Annotated in this window: 17 protein-coding genes; 5 read left to right on the top strand and 12 right to left on the bottom strand. The window is 61.9% G+C overall.

What is annotated here, in order from left to right; translation table 11 throughout:
• Positions 1 to 206: 206 nt before the first annotated feature.
• Positions 207 to 605: a hypothetical protein gene (locus GY791_08120; GenBank protein MCP4328386.1), complete on the bottom strand. Its 399-nt coding sequence runs from the start codon at positions 603 to 605 to the stop codon at positions 207 to 209.
• Positions 602 to 847, bottom strand: a complete 246-nt coding sequence (locus GY791_08115; GenBank protein MCP4328385.1) for a hypothetical protein — start codon at positions 845 to 847, stop codon at positions 602 to 604. Before GY791_08115 ends, GY791_08120 begins: the two co-directional genes overlap by 4 nt.
• A gap of 472 nt (positions 848 to 1,319) precedes the next feature.
• Between GY791_08115 and GY791_08110 the strand changes: the two genes are divergently transcribed.
• The gene (locus GY791_08110) at positions 1,320 to 1,919 is read left to right on the top strand and encodes a helix-turn-helix domain-containing protein (protein MCP4328384.1); all 600 of its coding nucleotides are present in this window, start codon (positions 1,320 to 1,322) and stop codon (positions 1,917 to 1,919) included.
• 189 nt (positions 1,920 to 2,108) lie between these two features.
• Entirely contained in the window at positions 2,109 to 2,522 is a 414-nt protein-coding gene (locus GY791_08105; GenBank protein ID MCP4328383.1) for a hypothetical protein, read from the top strand.
• Here the strand turns inward: GY791_08105 and GY791_08100 are convergent.
• A complete protein-coding gene (locus GY791_08100; protein ID MCP4328382.1) occupies positions 2,467 to 2,841 on the bottom strand; it encodes a glyoxalase in 375 nt (124 codons plus the stop codon). The genes GY791_08105 and GY791_08100 overlap by 56 nt on opposite strands.
• 91 nt (positions 2,842 to 2,932) lie before the next feature.
• On the bottom strand, positions 2,933 to 3,760 hold the full coding sequence (locus tag GY791_08095) for a class II glutamine amidotransferase (protein ID MCP4328381.1): 828 nt from the start codon (positions 3,758 to 3,760) through the stop codon (positions 2,933 to 2,935).
• Between the two features lie 190 nt (positions 3,761 to 3,950).
• Here GY791_08095 and GY791_08090 point away from each other — a divergent pair, with 190 nt between their 5' ends.
• Both GY791_08090 and GY791_08085 read left to right on the top strand, forming a co-directional pair.
• On the top strand, positions 3,951 to 4,733 hold the full coding sequence (locus tag GY791_08090; protein MCP4328380.1) for a cyclic nucleotide-binding domain-containing protein: 783 nt from the start codon (positions 3,951 to 3,953) through the stop codon (positions 4,731 to 4,733).
• A 117-nt stretch (positions 4,734 to 4,850) separates the two neighbouring features.
• Positions 4,851 to 5,291: a hypothetical protein gene (locus tag GY791_08085; GenBank protein ID MCP4328379.1), complete on the top strand. Its 441-nt coding sequence runs from the start codon at positions 4,851 to 4,853 to the stop codon at positions 5,289 to 5,291.
• A 26-nt stretch (positions 5,292 to 5,317) separates the two neighbouring features.
• On the opposite strand, the gene GY791_08080 is transcribed toward GY791_08085, so the two are convergent.
• The 8 genes from GY791_08080 to GY791_08045 all read right to left on the bottom strand — a co-directional run bounded on the left by GY791_08080 (position 5,318) and on the right by GY791_08045 (position 17,500).
• Positions 5,318 to 6,436, bottom strand: coding sequence for an NmrA family NAD(P)-binding protein (locus GY791_08080; GenBank protein MCP4328378.1), 1,119 nt, complete (start codon positions 6,434 to 6,436; stop codon positions 5,318 to 5,320).
• A 70-nt stretch (positions 6,437 to 6,506) separates the two neighbouring features.
• Entirely contained in the window at positions 6,507 to 6,956 is a 450-nt protein-coding gene (locus GY791_08075) for a winged helix-turn-helix transcriptional regulator (protein ID MCP4328377.1), read from the bottom strand.
• 202 nt (positions 6,957 to 7,158) lie between these two features.
• On the bottom strand, positions 7,159 to 10,332 hold the full coding sequence (locus tag GY791_08070) for an efflux RND transporter permease subunit (GenBank protein MCP4328376.1): 3,174 nt from the start codon (positions 10,330 to 10,332) through the stop codon (positions 7,159 to 7,161).
• A 39-nt stretch (positions 10,333 to 10,371) separates the two neighbouring features.
• Positions 10,372 to 11,232 (bottom strand): hypothetical protein, encoded by an 861-nt coding sequence (locus GY791_08065; GenBank protein MCP4328375.1) that lies wholly within the window; start codon positions 11,230 to 11,232, stop codon positions 10,372 to 10,374.
• The gene (locus GY791_08060) at positions 11,225 to 14,359 is read right to left on the bottom strand and encodes an efflux RND transporter permease subunit (protein MCP4328374.1); all 3,135 of its coding nucleotides are present in this window, start codon (positions 14,357 to 14,359) and stop codon (positions 11,225 to 11,227) included. The genes GY791_08065 and GY791_08060 overlap by 8 nt, the downstream gene beginning before the upstream one ends.
• Positions 14,360 to 14,616: 257 nt before the next feature.
• Positions 14,617 to 15,084 carry a hypothetical protein gene (locus GY791_08055; protein ID MCP4328373.1) on the bottom strand — a complete coding sequence of 156 codons (468 nt, stop codon included), beginning with the start codon at positions 15,082 to 15,084 and terminating at the stop codon, positions 14,617 to 14,619.
• Positions 15,085 to 15,353: 269 nt separating this feature from the next.
• Positions 15,354 to 16,793, bottom strand: a complete 1,440-nt coding sequence (locus GY791_08050) for an MFS transporter (protein MCP4328372.1) — start codon at positions 16,791 to 16,793, stop codon at positions 15,354 to 15,356.
• A gap of 263 nt (positions 16,794 to 17,056) precedes the next feature.
• Entirely contained in the window at positions 17,057 to 17,500 is a 444-nt protein-coding gene (locus GY791_08045) for a TIGR03067 domain-containing protein (protein MCP4328371.1), read from the bottom strand.
• Between the two features lie 193 nt (positions 17,501 to 17,693).
• On the opposite strand from GY791_08045, the gene GY791_08040 reads away from it, so the two are divergent.
• Entirely contained in the window at positions 17,694 to 18,119 is a 426-nt protein-coding gene (locus tag GY791_08040; GenBank protein MCP4328370.1) for a hypothetical protein, read from the top strand.
• Positions 18,120 to 18,145: the final 26 nt, after the last annotated feature.

Raw genomic sequence — 18,145 nt, 5'->3', positions numbered from 1 at the left:
TGATTTCGAGCGGCGCAATGCCGCGACCGTCATTCCACCTTGCCGGCACAACGACATGTCCCATTCGACGGGGGCTTTCTGGGAGTTCGACTGTCGAATTGCAAGGGCCGCGATCAAGACGCGGGAAAATTGTTATCGGATTCAGGCTCCCATAGATGGCGTTCTTTGTCCTCTTCCACGGAAATCGGATGTGTCGCGGCTCCGCCCTATCCCCGCCTCCGCCGCTCGATCGCGAGCACGATGTCGGCGATACCCTTGTCGTGAAGCTGGCGCAGGCGGCGGATCGACAGCATGCCGAAGCGCGGGCGCAGCGCGGCCCAGCGCACGCGAAACGCTCGCGCCAGAACGAGCCGCCTTTGGTCCCGGTCCTCGATCAATGGCAGCCAGCCGAACGCCTCATCCATGCGGTCGATTTCGCGCGGCGACGGGATTGCCGGGCGCGATTCCGCCCGGTCGTAGCCATAGGATTCGACGGCGTCGCGGACATAGTCGGGCATCGAACTGCGGTAGCCGGCGGGGCGCAGGTTGGGGCCGGCACGCAGGCGGGCGATGGTCTCCGCCGCTTCCCGCAACCGGACGACGACCTCCCGGCTTCCGGGGCTCATGGCCCGCTCTCCGTGTTGCTGTCGTCCCCGTCGTCGCCGTCCTTGGTGCGCGGGCCATAGAGCTTGTCGCCGATATTGCGGAGATGCTGCCGATCGGGCCAGGACACGCCGGCAACGGTTTCGACGTCGACGACGAGGATGCCGCTGTCCCGCCATGCCCGCCGCTTGATGTCGTCGTAGTCGATGCGCGTCGGCTGCAGGCGCCCGAGCGGAGACCGTGGGGTGATGATTTTCGAAAGCAATAGTCGGTGACGATCACGATGCCCGCGGCGGAGGTCTCGGCTTCGGTACCGCCGACGGCCGACGCACCGCCGTCGTCCGTGCTAGGCCGGCCGCGACGGCGGCGCTGAAAGAGATGACCGAGGCCACGTTTCGCGGCGTCGTGGAAGAACGCCGCCACCGCGTTGAGATCGGGACTCGTCCGCCGATCGCTGGCGAGATTGGCCGCCGTCCGCCAATAGACGATGTCCGACCCGGGCGGCAGACTGGGGACAACGCCTGCGCCTGCTTCCGGGTGAGCGTACCGGTCATCGTCGGCTCAGGCGCGGTCGAAAAGGGCGCCGAATTCGTCGATAGGACATCGATCAACCTCCTCCTGTTGCCGGACCCCGTGTCCCGGCCAAAGCATGTGGCGTCAGATATAGAGAATTTATTTCCTTATTACAAGGAATAATTTTCCCTAGTCGATCCCTCATTGTCGGTCATGATGAAGGCATGAAGGGCTGGCACGAAAGACTGCGCACGGCGCTCGACCGCAAGGGCTGGTCCCAGGCCGAACTGTCGCGGCGGTCCGGCATCGGAATCGAAAAGATCCGCAAGTACTACCAGGGCAAGGTCGACCAGCCGCGCGGCGATATCGTGGCGCGCCTCGCCGATACGCTCGATGTGGAGGAACTGTGGCTCCGCGACGGCCGCGGCCGGGAGATGTCGATCATACCGCTGATCGGCTATGTCGGCGCCGGCGAATCGTTCTATCCGGTCGATGATCTGGCCCAGGGCGGCGCCCTCGACGGCGTCGAATTCGAGCTCGACGGCGCCGACCCGATCGCCATTGAAGTCCGCGGTTCCTCTGTGTCTCCGGTCTACCGCCCCGGCGACCGCTTGCTCTGCTCACGCCTGCGCGGGGTCGACATCGAGACCTGCGTCGGCAAGGATTGCATCGTGCGATTGAGCACCGGCGAGGGCTATATCAAGAAGCTCGCCCGGGGCAGCCGTCCCGACTCCTACACCCTGCTCTCCTACAACGCCGAACCGATCTACGACGCCGATCTCGAGTGGTGCGCGCCGGTCATCTGGGTCCGCCGCGCGCCCTGACGGCCGACCGGTTCGGGCGCCCAACAACCCGCCGCGCCGGGGCCCCTCCCTGATCGGTGCGTAATCGGCGCGGGCGGCCACTGCCGTTGGGCCGCGACCCCGGGCCCATCCCTTCAATTCAAGAATTTTTTTCTTCGGTAAGGAGATTTTATTTCTTGAATTTCTCGATTAGGGAATTAAATTCCCTATATGAGCTCGTCGATTTCGAACCCCTTATCGCCGCCCTGGGCCTATGACCCGCATCGGCTGGCGATCGTGGAGCGGCGCTATGATGGCCTCATACCGGCCCCGCTCCTCGAACAGGCACGGCACGACCCGGCGGCGATGCAGATCGCGCGCCTGAGCGGGCAGGCGCACACCTTCCGCTGGCTGGCGGGGACGATGATCGCCGCGCTCCGCCGCCATCCCGGCAATACGGCGTGCCGACGACATCTCCACCACTATTTCGTCGCGTTTCGAACCTGGAACGGCGCCGCTTGGTCGTTGCGGCGGCACCAGAAAGCCCCCCTGCCACGGGGTCGCGACGAGTACGAATCCGCGCTGCGGGCTACGCTGTCCCTGGAAAGCTCAGCTCGACCAGCACCCCATCCGGGTCGCGAATGAACAATTGACGCAGCTCGAGGTCGGGAACGACCCGCTCTTCGTAGGCGATGCCGCCGGCGTCGCAACGGGCGATCATGGTGTCCGCATCGTCGGCGACCAGCGCGAAATGATCGAACGCGCCGGTCGAACCGGCCTCGTAGGCTTCGCCGCCGACCAAATGGACGATCGCCACATCGCCGGCGTAGAGCCACGCTCCGGGAAATGGGAACGGCGGCCGGTCGCCGTCGCGAAGGCCGATGACCTCGGTGTAGAACCGGCGCGACGCGTCGAGATCGCGAACACGCACCGTGACATGTTCCAGTTTCTCGATTTCGCTCATCGCCTAATCTCGCCGCGTGGGTTGCGTAGCCGCCTGTCGATCATGCCGATTTTCGGCCTGTCGGCAAGGCCGGGCAGACGGTGGTGTAACGTCATAGCGTCGACGCCCGCGCCACCTCGGTGCCGCGGTCGACGGCGATCGCGCAGCCCTCCGGCAAAGGTTCCCAACCGTCGGCGTCGAGCGGTACGCTGGCGAAGAGCACCGCGGTTCTTTGGGGTCTGCCGATTTTCAACCCCTTGCACTCCCAGTCGCCTTGCGGCCCGTCATGCGCCCAATTGCGCAGGCTCAAGCCCGGTGGGTGCGGCTCCGACAGGTGGCCGCCCTCCTCCTCGTAGACGCGCTTGTCGGCATGGACGAACAGGACTTCGCCGTCGGAATAGAGAAAATTCGACGATCCCATGCGGCGCATCTCGGCGGCGAATTCGGCGAAGATCTCGAACCGGCTTTCCACCGTCGGTGCGTCGCCGATATGCCGCCATCCCGGCCGCAGGCGCTGCAGCAGGATACAGAACGCGAGCTCGGAATCGGTCTCGCCGACGGGACGGTCATCGAGGTCTTCCGCATCGTATTCGTCGTGAATTCCGTTCAAGGTCCCGTTGTGGGCGAAGACATGATAGCGGCCGCCCAAGGCCCGCCGAAAGGGATGCGTGTTGTGGAGCGTGGGCTTGCCCACCGACGCCATGCGGACATGGGCGATGACGCAGAAGCTTGCCAGATACTGCTCGGCGATGAATTTCACCCACGGGCTGTCGGCGGCGGGCGACGGTTCCCGGATCAACAACGCGTCGCGGTCCTGGAAATAGGCGATGCCCCAGCCCGATTTGTTGTTGTGGGTCAAGCCGCCGTGCTTGGCGAACTCCGGCAGCGAATAGTTCACCGTCGACCGGTGCTCGCTCGACATCGCGAACAATTCACACATATGCACCCTCCCGCTCGCTCGGCGCCGCACCGCGCCCCAACCCGGCCGGCGCGAATTCGAGATACCGCCAACGCCGACATTCTAAATCGGTCGCCGAAGATTTCCGCGTCCGAACTTGCGGTTCGCTTTTCGATCGGTGCCGAAAGGTCTACCATGACCGCCACCGGCAACGGTACACGGACCTTGGACAATGGCCAAGCAGCAGCGCTTTGAAGAGGGATCGGTCCTGTTCCATCAGGGCGATGCCAGCGACTGCGTGTTCCAAATCAAGTCGGGCGCGGTTTCGGTCATCAAGGAGCTGAATGGCGAGCAGATCGTTCTTGGCCGCCTCGAGGCCGGCGAGTTCCTCGGCGAAATGGGCGTCCTGGAAGACCTCGATCGCAGCGCGACCGCCATCGCGGTCCTCGCGGTCGATGCGGAGATTTACGAAAAGAACGAGTTTCTCGAGCTCGTCGCCGGCGACAGCGCGCTGGCGCTGAACCTGCTGCGCCGCTTGAGCGCGCGGCTGCGCGACATGAACAACCTGCTGGCATCGGCGAGTGGTCATTCGGCGGCGGCGGGAACGGTACAGCCCGCCACCGTCGCGGACGACGCCGAGCTCGAGATCACCCTGCGCGGCGCGACCTACGCGCTGCAATTCTATATCGGCGCCGAGCCGATCGTCATATCGCGATTTCCTTATTCGGTGGGCCGGTTTCGCGACCTGAACGAAGGGCTCGCCCATCCCGAGCCCGATCTGCTGATCGACGACCCCCAGCCCTACCGGCTGTCGCCGATTCACTTCGTCATCGAGCGCGAGCACGGCAATGTGATGGTCAGGGACTGCAACACCGAGCTCGGTACGATCGTCAACGGCCGCAGTCTGGGCCGGGACTTCCCGGTCGAAAGCCTCGCCCTCAATCCCGGCGACAACGAAATCGTCGCCGGCGGCGAGAGTTCGCCCTATCACTTCACCGCCACGATCACGAACTGACGGCGTCGGGTCGGCGGGATCGGTGTAGTCATCATCCGGGCGCGCGGCTCTTAGTCCCCGCGGCCCCGGTCGGTTACGCACCCGAACCTGCAATGAAGCCATATGAAGGAGATCAAGATGACCCTTGGCAACCCCACCAAGCTGACCGCTTTGGCGTTCGTGCTGACCCTACTCGCCGTGTCGGCGCCCGCCTTGTTGTCCCCGGTTCACGCCGTGACTGAGGCTCAACAGGCCAAAATGAAGGCGATGAACGCCCTGGACGGGCGGACATTCGACTACGAAGTGGCGGGCTACAGGATCAGGGTCGAATTCCTCGCCGAAGACAAGCTGCGCTGGACCTATCTCGAGGCGCCCGACGGCCAGCAGGGCAAGACCGCCGAAGAGGCGCTCGACCGGCGCGACATTCACTATGGGATCGTGCTCCTGTCGTGGACCGAAGACGATGGCACCAGCGTCATCGATATCTTCGACCTACAGACCATGACCCTGCACGCCAACGCGGTGCTTCTGGACGGCCAGCGGTTATTCACCAAGGCGGCGATGACCGAGGTCAAATGAAGTTGACCGTCGGCGCGCGCTCTCACTTAGACGGCCAATTCCAGTTTCGGTGTCGCGGATGGCGCTACGGGCCGAAGGTTGAGCTGTTGCCGTTCGGCGGTCGCGCGCCATTCGGCGCTGTCCTGGGACAGAACCGGGTTGCTCAACAGCGGGTAGCCGCGGTCTCGTTCCCAGCTATCCAGGTCCGGCGCCTTGGTCGCCAGCATTCTCACGAGAAAGCCAACCGCCTCCGTTTTTGATCCGATCTTGACGGCGGGATGAATAAGAGACGGATCGTTGATGTACCTGCGCGCGATGGTTTCGAAATCCTCCGGCTCCTGGCCGCTGACCGCCAGGACGTGGTCGGTTGGCCCGCCGACGGCGAAGGCGCCGTTCTTTATGTCTTCGGCGTAGTGGCGCATATGGGCGATTTCCGTCAGCGAGAAACCCTGGGCGACGGCTGCCTTGCTGAAGGTCTTGAACGGGACATCCTTGTAGCCGACTTTGCGGCCCAGGACCTTGCCGAGGATGCCGGCGATATCTTGCGGCGATACCAGCTCGGGGCCGGTCGGCCGGTAGCTCTTGCCAATATGGTTGGCGGGATCGGCGAGCACGCCGGTGGCGACACGGGCAATGTCGTCGTTCGATGGCGGCGCATTGAGGCCGTCTCCGAACGGCGCCATCAACATGCCGAAATGTGCGGCCGCCGGCAGGCCGAGCAAATACATGAACGCGAAGATACCCGGATTGATATGGACAACGTCGACCGACGGCATCCAGCGATAGACTTGGTTCGAAAGCCAGTGCTCGCGGGTGATGACCGAGGAATGGGAAGGCTGCGGGGTCCATTGACTCATCAGTGCGACGACTTCGAGCCTGGCCTCTTCTGCCGCGACGGCGAACAGCATTGTGTTGTGCAGGAGATTGAGGCCGAAGGGCGGACAATGATAGGCGCGTTGGACGCCAACCATCGACGCCCTGAGATCTCGATAATCGAAAACATCGCCGATGAATAACTCAGCGCCCGCTTGTTCGAGTGCGGTTGCTCGGTCGTCCCTGCGCCGGACGAAGGCGCGCACGGGAAAACCCATTTGGAGTAACTGGTGAACGGCAGCGGTTCCGGTATGGCCTGCGGCCGCGGTGACGAGGATCTTCGGCCTATTCATGATCGTTCTCCTTAGATCGGTTAATATCGATATCTGTATATACAGTTATCATTGCGAATTTTTTGTGCGGTCAGGCGCAAGCCTGCTCAATCTTATCGAGTTCGGCCCGCATTTCAGCCCAGCGTTTCGATCCAATGGCATCGAGCATGTGCTTTTGTGCCCCGCGCCACAGGGGCAGCGCCGCAAGGTACGTCTTTTTGCCCAGCTCGGTGACCCGGATGACATGGACGCGGGCGTCGTCAGCCGCAACACTCTCGATCAAGCCCCTACCAACCAGGACCTTCAGATTGCGCGTCAATGTCGTTGCATCGGTGGCCAGCTTCTCGGACAACTCGCCGATGCTCGACTCGCCAAGCTTGTTGAGCGTTCCCAGCAATGCAAACTGCGTATTGCGTAGACCGGTCGGCTTCAACGCACCGTCATAGGTCTTGGCAGCCAATCGCGCGGCGCGGCGAAGCCGGTAGCACAAACAGTCCACTGTCTGCAGTTCGCTGTCGGATGTGCGGGTCTCGATACTCATCGCCCCTCTCTTGATTCGCGTTATTATATGTATATACAGATAATAACGCGCGTTCGAGCATTGTCAAGGATGCATTTGAGTCAGCGGGGACGCCGCCGCCGATGGGGCGGGAGGATGTCTGTTTCGCCACCCCGCCAACGGCGGTCGTACCGGTCATGAAATTACGAGATTTCGCCGGCGGCGGCGTCAGCCGTGGGCGCGCTTAGACAAGGTGTTTGGCTTCGTCGGGCCGATCGCGGAACAGATCGTCGAGTGGCATCGCCGGCGTCCCGTACCGGGCATATAGCAATGGCACGACAGTCAAATTGAGCAACGTCGATGTGATCAGTCCGCCGAGAATGACAACGGCCATCGGATGTTCAATCTCATGACCGGGAACCTCGCCGCTGATCGCCACAGGCAAGAGCGCCAAGGCGGTTGTCGTGGCGGTCATAAGAATCGGCGCCAAGCGCTCACGGGCTCCGCGAATCACCAACTCCGGGCCAAAGGTTTGGCCCTCCTCCCGTTGGAGATGCTGGTAGTGATCGAGCAGGAGTATGCCATTTCGAGCCACAATACCAAGCACCGCCAGGAATCCGACCAGGGAGCCGAGCGAAATGACACCACCGGTGACGAATGCCGCAATACTGCCGCCGACCAAAGCGGCGGGAAGGGTAATGTAAGCGAGGATAGTCAACCGCCAGCTCCGCAGCGACGCCTGCAGAATAAGAAGGATCCCGACCGCGGCGATTATGCTGGCGAACAGGAGCCGGCTCTGCGCGGCTTGGCGTTCGGTATATTCACCAAGCAGCTCGACGTGATAGCCGAGCGGGAATGTCATTCCGTCGAGCCGGGACAGGACTTCTTGCGCGACGGCGCCAAGATCGCGGTCGTTTACGTTGGCCTGAACGTCGATGCGTCGTGAGCTATCGTCCCGCCTGATGACATTTGGCGACGGAACGATCTTGACATCGGCGACATCGCTCATGCGCACGTAGTCGCCGTCGGGGGTATGGATCAAGGCGTCTTCGACATCCGTGAGGCTGTCCCGGAATTCCGGTTTCGACCAGACGATAACGTCATAAACTTGATTATCGAAATGCATGTCGCTGACTTCCTTGCCAGCGAAGATGAGTGACGCCGTCCGTTGGATGTCGCCGGGAACCAATCCTGCCTCGGCCGTCGCACCTTGGTCCGCGGTGACCTGAATCAAGGGCACGTCATCCTGCAATTCGACATGCAGGTCGACGAGGCCCTCGATGTCCCGCAGAGCTTCGGCGACTTTCCGTCCCTCGGCCCGCAACTGCCGGATATCCTCACCATAGATGCGCACCACGATGGCCTCTCCTGACCCGGTCAAAACCTCTCGGATCCGCTCCTTCAGGTAGGTCTGAACATCTCGATAGATCCCCGGATAGCCGTCCACCGTTTGCTGTATCCTGGCCAAGGTCTCATCGTAGTCAGCGGACGGGTCGACGCTGATCCAGTTTTCCGTGAAATAGATGCCGACGACTTCATCGGCGGCGATCGCGCGGCCAATGTGGGCGCCAAAATTACGGACGCCGGGTATCGCCCGCAGTTCGATGCTGGGCGGGACCGTGATCCGGTACATCTCCGGATGCGAGGTGCCGGGTTTGGTTAGCCAGTGCATCAGAAAATCGCGTTCCATGAACGACGGCAGGAGCGACTGACCGAGCATCGGCCAGATCGCGATTCCCGCTATCACGATGACACTGGCGGCCGCGAAGACACGACGTGGCACCTGGAGCATGCGGCGCAGTGCACGCTCATACCTTCGCTGCAGGAAGACGATCAGCGGTGACTCCCGCCGCTCGAGCGGAACACCGTCGAGCAGAATAAGCGCCAATGCCGGCGTTACCGTCATCGCCACCACCATCGAGGCCAGCAAGGCCAGCACATAGGATGTCGCCAGCGGGCCGAAAAACGACCCCGACAATCCGCCCATGAAAAACACCGGGATGACTGCGAACACGATGATCAGTGTCGCGAAAACGATGGCGCTGCGCACTTCGAGCGACGCCTCCAGAACGACCCGCGCGGTCGATACCGGACTCCCGGCACGCCTGTGCTGGCGCAGGCGGCGCACGATGTTCTCGATATCGACAATCGCATCGTCGACCACCGCGCCAAGCGCGACGACGAAACCGGCGAGAACCATCGTGTTGAGCGTTGCACCACTGAGGTAGAGAACGATCCCGGCAGCGACCAGCGACAACGGTATAGCCAGGGTGCTGATCAAGGCGACACGCCATTCGTAGAGAAAGGCGCCAAGCACAAGAACGACAAGTGCGGCACCAATCATGAGCGCCACGGTGAGGTTCTCGATCGACAGCTCGATAAAGGTCGCCGGACGGAAGATCTCGGTATCGATTTCCAGACCGGCCAAGGCGGGCGCCAACTCTTCGAGGGCCGCCTCGACGCCGAGAGTCACATCGAGCGTGTTGGACCAGGAGAATTTTTCGACGATGACCATCAGGCCCGGACCGTCGTTGATCACTGCGTCACCGATCAATTGCGGGGGCGCCCAAAGTACGTCGCCGATATCGCTCAACCGAAGAATATCGTCGCCGTCGTTGCCGCGGGCAGCGCGATTTTTGGTGCCGACGGGCAATCGGCCGAAATGTTCGGGCGTGAAGACCGGGGTCCTGAATTCTATGTCGAAGCGCTGGTTTGCCGAATCGACAAATCCTTCGACCTGCGTCGTCTTGGAGCTCGAGTATGGAAGCAACCCAACATCCAGGGCTTCCGACGTTTCCTTCAACACGTCGGGCAGATTGACCTCATGAATGCGCATGAGGTCAGGGTCGAGTTGCAGTTGCAACGCCTTCAGCCGCTCGCCGTAGAGCGCGACATTGGCGACACCGGGGACTTGCAGGAGGCGAAATCGCATCTTCCAATATGCGATCATCGACAGGTCCATGAGCGACATGTCCGGAGATGTCAGGCCGATCTTCATGACCCGGCTGGTCGCCGAAAGCGGCTGGAGCATGCGCGGCAAACTGGCCGACGGGGGCAGGTCGGCGGCCGCCAATTGCAGCCGCTCGTTGACCAGCTGGCGCGCATGGAGGATGTCGGTGCCACGCTCGAACAACATTTGGATCGAAGACAAACCGACCACCGACTTGGAACGCATGGAATCAAGCTCCGGCGTCCCGCGCAGGATCTGTTCGAGTGGAACGGTAATCAATTCCTCCACCTCGACAGTCGACATGCCGGGTCCCTCGGTCTGGATTTCGACCAAGGGCGGAGCGAATTCTGGGAAGACATCCACCGGCATGTCCCGTAGCCGGCCGGCGCCGAAGTATATCAAAGCGGCGGCCACGGCGACGACGATGAATCGGAACCGGAGACTGGAACCGATTATCCAACGGTACATTCTCGGAGGCCTCGCTGCGGTCCTAGAGCACGATGCGCCCTAGTGACCGACCTTGAACTCGGTTCCGTAAACCTCGACCGTCCCGACGGTGAGTACCTCGGTACCGATGTCCGGGCCCTCTTTCAAGACCGCCACATCGCCTTCGATGAAATCGACGACAACCTTGTCGCGGACAAAAACGAACGGCTCGGGGTTGGTGTATACCCAGGTGTTGCCGTGAGGATCGTAAATTACCGCACCGTAAGGCACGACCTTCTGCCGGGCGTCGCGGGACACCAACGGCACCCGGACGCGGATTTCCTGGCCGAGCGAGAGCCGGTCGGCTTTTTGCCGCGATGTAATCAGGTAGGTCAGCCATTCAGCGTCTTCGTCGACGTCGCTGTCATCCTCATCATCCACCAGTTCCGCCTCGATTTCCGTGGCCTCGTCATCGTCGTCATCATCATCGTCAAGCTCGATCAGGACCTCTGCGAGCTGTTCGGCGCCGAGCGAATTCAGGTCGCGGTGGCGGGGAACGCGAATCTCTATCGGGCCGCTCATCGCGACCTGCACCTCACCGATCGGTAGAGCTGGATCGGTTACGTCGTCGGCATCGCTTGAGTCGTCGGCTACCGACTCGAAGACATCGTCGCCAATCGACACAACTTCGCCTCGAATAACACGCCAACGCACGACCGTATCTTCACGCACTGGCGCCGTTTCGATGCGCAGCCGCTGAGCGGCCTTCTCGGTCAACGTTATGCGGTTTAGATTCGACCCGTCGATGGCTTCCACGGTGGCCGGATGCTTGAACGGTCCGTCCCTTTTTTCGCGCGTTGGCGTGATAACGGCCAGTCCAACAGCGATGACGATCAAGACGACGGCACAGGCCGCCCACACCTTCCAGGCGCCGCTACGCATTTGCCTTACTCCCCACGACCAAAGTGCTCTCCTCATCGATGTCGGGTGACCCGCGCGCGCCAAAGGCGGCAAAGAGGGCCGGGGTTAGGAACAGGCTGAGCACGGTCGACCAGAAAACGCCGCCGACAATCGCAACAGCCATTGGCGATAGGACTTCCAGGCCGGCGGAGTCGCCATAAAGAATGAGCGGAACCATGAGCAGGCTGCCGGCAACCGCGCTGATCAACATTGGGCTCAACCGATCTTGTGCGCCGCGTTCGGCAAGCGCACGACCGTCGGGCCAATTTTCATCCCGTTGCAAATGGCGGCAATGGGAAACCAGGAGAATGCTTTGCCGGGCGGAGACCGCTAGGACCGCAATAAGACCGACCAAGGATCCGAGATAGAGCGTGCCGCCGGTTGCAATCACTGCAAACAAACCTCCGGCCGCCGCGCCAACCATGGTTAGCGTGGCCGCAATCGCCATTCGCCAACTACCGAAACAAGCCTGCAACAACAGGACAATGCCAATCGCCGCCGCCACCGCGATGCTGACGAGGCGCGATCCCATATCGTGACGCTCCGCGTGCGCCCCCAAAAGGACCGGATGATACTCCAACGGGAAGTCGATCCGCGCCAAGGCGTCGCCGACGCCGCGGACAACGGAATCCATATCTCGGCCGGCGACCACGGCTGCGACATCGATACGGCGCGATACACCGTCGCGAAGGATGGTGCTCTTGCCGCCGGCGATGTCGACACTGGCTACGTCGGCAAGGCGGACGTGGCCGCCGTTTGGCGTGTCGATCAGCAGGTCACGGATTTCCGTCAGGCTATCGCGTGTGTTGCGATCGCCCCAGACGACCACATCGAACACCTTTTGCTGCTCGAAAAGGGCGCCGACTTGGAGGCCGGCCAACATCGTTCCCGCCGCCCGGCGAATGTCGCCAGGTTTCAGGCCGACACGCCCGGCGGCGTCGAGATCGACCTGAATCTCCAACTGCGGGCCGGTCCTTTCGATTTCCAGATCGGCCGCGGCGACCCCATCGATCTCGGCGAGTGCCTGACGAACTCTCTCGGCCTCAAGCACGAGCTTTTCATCTTCCGGTCCGTAAACGCGCACGGTGATGACATCGCCGGGACCGGCCAGAACCTGCTCGACGATTTCGCCCAAATAGGTTTTCACCTGCCCGTCGATACCGGGGTAGCCCGCCACGGTGTCGACGACAGCAGCCCGTGTCCTGGCATAGTCGGCGTTCGGATCGATCCGCAGCCAAAGCTGGCTTTCGTCGACATTGACGATCTGATCTCCGGTCACCGCCCGGCCGACATGGGCGCCGAGATTGGCGACGCCCGGAATCGACCTCAAATCAGAGCTCAGCAGCGTCATGATACGGATCATTTCGGGATGGGAGGTTCCGGTCGCCGCGCCTGTCGAAATCAAGAGGTCTCGCTGCTTGAACTCTGGGACCAAAGACAAATTGAGCAACGGCCATGATACGAAGCCGGCGACGGCGATGGTCGCGGCAACAACGGCGGTTGAAACCGGCGCGCGAATGGACCCGGCCAACGCCGCCGCGTAACCGCGCGCAAGCGGCCGAAGGAGTGGCGATTCGAGGTGCGCGGGCGAGGCATTGCGGAACAGCGTCAGGGCAAGTACCGGTGTAACCGTCAACGCGACCACCGTCGACGCAAGCAGCGCGAGCAGATAAGAGACGGCTAAGGGCGCAACAAAGCGACCGGTCATCCCGCTTAGGAAGAGAACCGGCAATATTGCAAGCACGACGACGAGCAATCCAAAAAAGAGGCCGCGGCGGGCACGCAGCGACGCCTCGACAATGATACTTGCGGTCGCCTTTCGGCTCGCCGCGCGGCGGTATTCGCGGATGCGTCGGACAATACTCTCCGTATCGGCGCAGGCATCGTCAATGAGCAGGACGAGCGCGGCCGACAACCCTGTCAAAACCATCGCGTTCAGCGCCGTACCCCAGAGACTCAGGACAACGACCGATATTGCCAACGACAGCGGAATCACAATCGCGGCGACCAGGGTCGTCCGCCAACTGAACGAACCGATCAGGAATACGAGAACGACGAGTATCGCACCGACGATCAGCGCCCGCTCGACATTTGCGAACGACTCATCGACGAAATCCGAAGATCTATAGATACCGGTATCGATCTCGATTCCGGGTAGGCCGAGGCTTAATTCTGCCAGCGCGGCCTCGATGCCCCGAACCACTTCCCGGGCGCTGGCATTGGGCAGCTTTTCGACGACAAGCAAAAGGCCCGGGCCGTCATTGACGATCGCGTCTCCGATAAGGGGCGGATGGGCTTCGACGACATCGGCGACTTCGCCAAGCGTGAGCTCCGACCGGTCCACTTTGACCGCGGCCAAATCGTCCGGCGTCGAAATCGGCAGCACGTGCCTGATCTCGAGCCTTTGGTTGGGGCCGTCGATCCAACCGCCGCTGCCGGGAAACGATGCCTCGAGGAAGGTCAGTGGCGATACCCACAAGGCGTCGCCCGCCGTCTTGATCACCTGCTCCAGGGTGACACCTTCGTCTCGCAGTTGCTCCGGGTCGACCAACACGTGAAGCTGACGCCGGCGCTGACCCCAAATCGAGACATTCGCCACACCGCTTACGCCCATGAGCTTGGGACGAATGGTCCACTGTGCCAGCACCGACATATCGATCGGAGAAACTTCGTCGGAAGACAACCCGACCAGCATCGCGCGGTTGGCCACCGAAAGCGGCTGCAGCATCACCGGCGGCTTGGCAACCTGCGGCAGCGCATAGGCGACGGTGAGACGCTCTTGCACCATTTGCCTTGCCCGGTAGAGGTCGGTTCCGGGCTCAAAGGTCAGGACAATCGATGAGAGACCGGGGACCGACGTCGATTCGATACGCTCGAGCCACGATGTGCCGGCGATCAAATCCTCGAGATTCAACGTCACCAAGTCCTCGACTTCGGCGGCGGAGAGCCCGAGCGCCTCGGTCTGGACCTCGATCTGAACGGCGCGGAATTCGGGCACGGCATCGACCGGCATATGCCGAAATTGATAGGCGCCGAATGCCATCGCCATGACGGCCAACGCGAGAACGAGAAACCGCGATTGCAGGCTGGAAACGGCAATCCAATGCATTGTTATCCTCAAGCGTCGTCACGAAGGGCAGAATCGCACCCTCGACAGGACCAATGGTCGGGCCGTACGTCCAGGGGCCGAAAAGCACTGCCATGCAGATTGCATGGATCTCAGCTGCCTCGGCTTGGCCTCACGGTACGATTGCCCTCTCGGCAAGAACGATACTTCCGATCCAACGCCTAAGGACGTGGCCGGCGGGCCCACCGAAATGTGGCGCCACTTGCAGGCGATAAAGTCAGCTTCAAACCTGCCGGGGGTCAGGCCCCCGTTTCGATTGTTATCTCCGACCCGTCCCAGGTGACATCGACATCGACCTCGACACCATCGGCATCGGTTCCTTCAAACTCGTAGATGACCGAACTGTCGTCTTTCACAGCCCGTTCGATTTCAGTCACATTCATTCCCGGGAGATACTTGTCGAGCGTCGCTTTGACCACCGCGGGCACAGCATCCATCGTCAAATGCTCCTCGAACTCGATCACTTCGCCTTCGTCATCGACATCGATACCGACCTTGCTGCCATCGGCGCGCGTGCCGCTCAAACCGTATTTCAGCCCGTCACCGATGTCCTCAACAAGAACGCTGTCGAAGGTAACACCTTCGGAGGCGTCATGAGCCGCATCCATGACCGTCTCAGGTACGTCCGAAAGCGACATTTCCTTTTCCGCGGCCTGTGCCGCAAAACCAACCATTGACGCTGCCGCAATAATCGCAATGACGCGCATTTCAACCTCCAGTTTTGTCCTTAACTGTATGAATGGCCGTTTGCCATTGGCGTGGTATCGTGGTGTTGGCATCTTGACTGCCGATGGTGCCGTTCGGCCATCGGCGAAAAAACTATACAGGATGGCCTTCCTCCAAGTCCAGGCAGCCTTTCATCAATTCGCGGTGGATTCCCGTTACCCGGGTGTTTTTCGATCACAACGCGGATCCCGGATTACGCAGGGTTAGCGAGTATCGGTAATTGAATCGCGAGATTTCTGCGGTGAAATCGTCAGCCGTGGGCGCGGTGGCGGTGGATGATCGCCTCGAGCCGCGCCCTGTCGACCGTGCCGCCGACGAAAAACACGACCACCAACAGGCCGACCGTGGCCAGGCAGCCGTCGACGAAGAAGGCCCGCGAAATGCCCGTCGGCAGCGTGGACGCCGTCACCGCGATCGCGGTGTTGAGGCCGAGGCCGATCGATCCACCCGCAACCTGTGCCATGTAGATGATCGCCCCGGCGAGACTCGACCGCGAGTCGTCGACGGCGGTGATCCCCGCGGTCGTGATCGAGGAGTAGAACAGCCCGATCCCGATGCCCACCACCACCATACCTGGGACCAGCGCGGTGTATGGCGTGTCTTCGGAAATCGTGGTGAGCAGAAACATGCCCCCAGCGAGGGCGGCGGCACCGGCGGAGACGACGACCTTGGGCCCGAGCCGGTTATAGAGCGGGCCCGCGATGAAGGAGGTCAGCGCGAACAGGCCCATCAGCGGCAGCAGCCCTACGCCGGCTTCGATGGCCGAATAGCCGAGCTGCTTCATCATGAATTGCGGCAGGTACAGGAAGGTGGCGAAGATCAGTGCGGCCATGAACAGCGTTGCGGCGGTCGCCGCGATGAAGCCGCGGTTCGCCATGACGTCGCGGGGAACCAGCGCGCGACTGCCGACGCGCCGCTCGACAAACAAAAAACCGGACAAGGCAAGCGCGGCGACCACGAAAAAGCCGATGATGCGTGGATCGAGCCAGCCATAATCGGCACCCTTGTCCAGCGCCAACAGCAATGCCAGGAGCCCGACGGACAGCACGGCGATGCCGCCGTAGTCGATCTTGCGTTCATCCGCGGATGTCGCCGCCTTGCGAATGACCCACCAAGTGGCCAACACGCCGAAGAGGGCGATCGGCAGGTTGAGGAAAAAGATCCATCGCCAGCTCGCGAGATCGGTAAGCGTACCGCCGATCAGCGGACCGACCGCGTTGCCGAAACCGGCCGCACCGATGATGACGCCGCCCGCCAGACCGGCCTTGCTCTTCGGCAAGAGCCCGTAGGTCATGCCGAGGACCGAAGGCCACATCAGTGCGCCACCGATACCCATGCAGAAACGCGCCGCAAGCAGCGTGCCGACGTTGGGGGCGATTCCCCCGATGAGGGAGAAGACGGCGAAGGTCGCGGCGCCAATGGTGAACACCAGGCGTTGGCCGAACATGTCCGCGAGCCGGCCGCCGGTGACGATCAAGACACCGAACACCAGCGTATATCCGTTTATGACCCACTGCGCGGTGGAAACATCAACGTTCAGCTCTTTCTCGATCGCCGGGATCGCCACCGAGAATGCGGTGAAGTCATTGGCGACGACGAAGATCGCGATCGCCATGGCGAAAAGCCCGAGGAACGTCTCTTTGCCGAGTTTGTCGCTGTCTATTGTCGCGTCGGGCCGGTCGTCGGTCATCACGCCCTCATGGTCGTGTAGACATCGCGCCGATCATGAAACGGTTGGGCGCCACGGTCCGTTGGAACTGATCGACTGCGTCCGGAAAAGTCGGATTTCGGCGAACCGTATCCGGAAGATGCCAATGCCGACCGTCGATATCTAGGTGCCATTCGAGACCCTAGCGGCAGCGGCAGCGGTATTCAACGATCGATGGCGCGGTAAGAAAATCCACGGGCCGCAAAGCTCGCGTTCCTCGCCTCGCAGGCGCTGGAACGTCGCGATCAGCTGTGGCGCGTGAAGTGTATCAAGACGTAACCGGCCGCGTCGCAGTCGCCGAAGCTCTTCGGGCGCGGCTTCGCCATGTCGGGGGCATTGTCGCAAACGGTCAGCGTGTCCCCGACCCGTTCGTAGATGCCGAGCCAGATTCCGGCGAGCGTCTCGGTCTCGTTCTGGTCAAACCGGATGGTCGGCGGCTCGGCGCTGGCGTCTACGCTGAAGCTTCCCCCGTAGAGCAATTCGCCTTCCTTGGTGATTCGAAACCGGCCGCCCGTGAGGCTCAGTCGTTGGCCGACGATTTTCGGAACGGCCTCGCCCGCGATCGTCGCGCCATGGGCGAGCCATGTCCCCTCGAGCTTCGAATCCGCGGCAGCGGTGCCGGTCGCTTCCGCTGCCGACGCCGTCAGCGCGACACCTAAACCGCGGGCGACCTTTGCCCAACGTGCCATCCGAAGCCTCCCGAAGCCGCGAGATCTGCCTCGCCCGAACAAGAGTATCAGACCGCCCCCTGCAACGGCAAGTCGTGGCCGGGCATGACAGCTATGACCCGCTGATCCGATTTTGTTCATTCCACGAAATCGGCTCGCGCTTGCGATCGAGCGTGGAATGGGCTCGACTGCGGGTCCGCGGAGGGAGTTCCGAATGAACAAAGAGACAATTCATACGGCCGCCGATCTTGTTGAGGTTTCATATCGTCCGGATCTCGGGGCCGTTTATCTGAAATGGTTCAGCGAAAACGATGAAGGAACGCGGGTAAGAGACGCCGTCCACGCCGCGCTCGCCTATGTGCGCGCGCGCCATGTCGAGAATTGGCTGGCCGATGTATCGACATCGCCGCGCGGGCTGTCCGACAAGGATCAGGAGTGGGTCAGCGGCGACGAATTCAGTACCGCCATATCCGATTCCCGGCTGCGGAAATTCGTCCTGATTCCGCGGCTGCCGCAGACCGGCCGGGACGTGAGCTGGCATTCCGACTGGGAAGCCAACACGCTGGCCAAGTTCGGCGATCACATCACCGCCAAACTGTCGAGCGATTGGGACGATATTCGAGCCTTCTTTTTGGACTGAATTTTTCGCGGCCAAATCGAGATCGC

The organism is Alphaproteobacteria bacterium (genome assembly GCA_024244705.1).
Taxonomy (GTDB): Bacteria; Pseudomonadota; Alphaproteobacteria; order JAAEOK01; family JAAEOK01; genus JAAEOK01.
Note: the sequence above shows the minus strand (reverse complement) of the source record. Positions and strands in the feature narration are given on the sequence as shown.